At 51.0% G+C, this 3075-nt stretch carries 1 rRNA gene; it reads left to right on the top strand.

Annotated features, from left to right (window positions below):
* The first annotated feature begins 164 nt into the window (after positions 1 to 164).
* Positions 165 to 3056, top strand: a 23S ribosomal RNA gene (locus E3O56_RS26525).
* Positions 3057 to 3075 lie beyond the last annotated feature (19 nt).

Genomic DNA, 3075 nt, shown 5'->3' with positions numbered 1-3075 from the left:
TCGTTCTTTAAAAATTTGGGTATGTGATAGAAAGATAGACTGAACGTTACTTTCACTGGTAACGGATCAGGCTAAGGTAAAATTTGTGAGTTCTCTTAATCGAGAAATTCGAATTTTCGGCGAATGTTGTCTTCACAGTATAACCAGATTGCTTGGGGTTATATGGTCAAGTGAAGAAGCGCATACGGTGGATGCCTTGGCAGTCAGAGGCGATGAAAGACGTGGTAGCCTGCGAAAAGCTTCGGGGAGTCGGCAAACAGACTTTGATCCGGAGATGTCTGAATGGGGGAACCCAGCCATCATAAGATGGTTATCTTGTACTGAATACATAGGTGCAAGAGGCGAACCAGGGGAACTGAAACATCTAAGTACCCTGAGGAAAAGAAATCAACCGAGATTCCCTTAGTAGTGGCGAGCGAACGGGGACTAGCCCTTAAGTGGCTTTGAGATTAGCGGAACGCTCTGGAAAGTGCGGCCATAGTGGGTGATAGCCCTGTACGCGAAAATCTCTTAGTCATGAAATCGAGTAGGACGGAGCACGAGAAACTTTGTCTGAATATGGGGGGACCATCCTCCAAGGCTAAATACTACTGACTGACCGATAGTGAACTAGTACCGTGAGGGAAAGGCGAAAAGAACCCCGGAGAGGGGAGTGAAATAGATCCTGAAACCGTATGCGTACAAGCAGTGGGAGCCCACTTTGTTGGGTGACTGCGTACCTTTTGTATAATGGGTCAGCGACTTATTTTCAGTGGCGAGCTTAACCGAATAGGGGAGGCGTAGCGAAAGCGAGTCTTAATAGGGCGTCTAGTCGCTGGGAATAGACCCGAAACCGGGCGATCTATCCATGGGCAGGTTGAAGGTTGGGTAACACTAACTGGAGGACCGAACCGACTACCGTTGAAAAGTTAGCGGATGACCTGTGGATCGGAGTGAAAGGCTAATCAAGCTCGGAGATAGCTGGTTCTCCTCGAAAGCTATTTAGGTAGCGCCTCATGTATCACTGTAGGGGGTAGAGCACTGTTTCGGCTAGGGGGTCATCCCGACTTACCAAACCGATGCAAACTCCGAATACCTACAAGTGCCGAGCATGGGAGACACACGGCGGGTGCTAACGTCCGTCGTGAAAAGGGAAACAACCCAGACCGTCAGCTAAGGTCCCAAAGTTATGGTTAAGTGGGAAACGATGTGGGAAGGCTTAGACAGCTAGGAGGTTGGCTTAGAAGCAGCCACCCTTTAAAGAAAGCGTAATAGCTCACTAGTCGAGTCGGCCTGCGCGGAAGATGTAACGGGGCTCAAACCATACACCGAAGCTACGGGTATCACGTAAGTGATGCGGTAGAGGAGCGTTCTGTAAGCCTGTGAAGGTGAGTTGAGAAGCTTGCTGGAGGTATCAGAAGTGCGAATGCTGACATGAGTAACGACAATGGGTGTGAAAAACACCCACGCCGAAAGACCAAGGTTTCCTGCGCAACGTTAATCGACGCAGGGTTAGTCGGTCCCTAAGGCGAGGCTGAAAAGCGTAGTCGATGGAAAACAGGTTAATATTCCTGTACTTCTGGTTATTGCGATGGAGGGACGGAGAAGGCTAGGCCAGCTTGGCGTTGGTTGTCCAAGTTTAAGGTGGTAGGCTGGAATCTTAGGTAAATCCGGGATTCTAAGGCCGAGAGCTGATGACGAGTTAACTTTTAGTTAACGAAGTGGTTGATGCCATGCTTCCAAGAAAAGCTTCTAAGCTTCAGGTAACCAGGAACCGTACCCCAAACCGACACAGGTGGTTGGGTAGAGAATACCAAGGCGCTTGAGAGAACTCGGGTGAAGGAACTAGGCAAAATGGCACCGTAACTTCGGGAGAAGGTGCGCCGGTGAGGGTGAAGGACTTGCTCCGTAAGCTCATGCCGGTCGAAGATACCAGGCCGCTGCGACTGTTTATTAAAAACACAGCACTCTGCAAACACGAAAGTGGACGTATAGGGTGTGACGCCTGCCCGGTGCCGGAAGGTTAATTGATGGGGTTAGCTAACGCGAAGCTCTTGATCGAAGCCCCGGTAAACGGCGGCCGTAACTATAACGGTCCTAAGGTAGCGAAATTCCTTGTCGGGTAAGTTCCGACCTGCACGAATGGCGTAACGATGGCGGCGCTGTCTCCACCCGAGACTCAGTGAAATTGAAATCGCTGTGAAGATGCAGTGTATCCGCGGCTAGACGGAAAGACCCCGTGAACCTTTACTATAGCTTTGCACTGGACTTTGAATTTGCTTGTGTAGGATAGGTGGGAGGCTTTGAAGCGTGGACGCCAGTCTGCGTGGAGCCAACCTTGAAATACCACCCTGGCAACTTTGAGGTTCTAACTCAGGTCCGTTATCCGGATCGAGGACAGTGTATGGTGGGTAGTTTGACTGGGGCGGTCTCCTCCTAAAGAGTAACGGAGGAGTACGAAGGTGCGCTCAGACCGGTCGGAAATCGGTCGTAGAGTATAAAGGCAAAAGCGCGCTTGACTGCGAGACAGACACGTCGAGCAGGTACGAAAGTAGGTCTTAGTGATCCGGTGGTTCTGTATGGAAGGGCCATCGCTCAACGGATAAAAGGTACTCCGGGGATAACAGGCTGATACCGCCCAAGAGTTCATATCGACGGCGGTGTTTGGCACCTCGATGTCGGCTCATCACATCCTGGGGCTGAAGCCGGTCCCAAGGGTATGGCTGTTCGCCATTTAAAGTGGTACGCGAGCTGGGTTTAGAACGTCGTGAGACAGTTCGGTCCCTATCTGCCGTGGACGTTTGAGATTTGAGAGGGGCTGCTCCTAGTACGAGAGGACCGGAGTGGACGAACCTCTGGTGTTCCGGTTGTCACGCCAGTGGCATTGCCGGGTAGCTATGTTCGGAATAGATAACCGCTGAAAGCATCTAAGCGGGAAACTAGCCTCAAGATGAGATCTCACTGGAACCTTGAGTTCCCTGAAGGGCCGTCGAAGACTACGACGTTGATAGGTTGGGTGTGTAAGCGCTGTGAGGCGTTGAGCTAACCAATACTAATTGCCCGTGAGGCTTGACCATATAACACCCAAGCAATTTG

This window comes from Pseudomonas sp. W2Aug9 (assembly GCF_023127755.1).
In the GTDB taxonomy this organism is placed as follows: Bacteria; Pseudomonadota; Gammaproteobacteria; order Pseudomonadales; family Pseudomonadaceae; genus Aquipseudomonas; species Aquipseudomonas synxantha_A.
The sequence above is the reverse complement of the archived record's forward strand: the minus strand, read 5'-3'. Positions and strand labels throughout refer to the sequence as shown.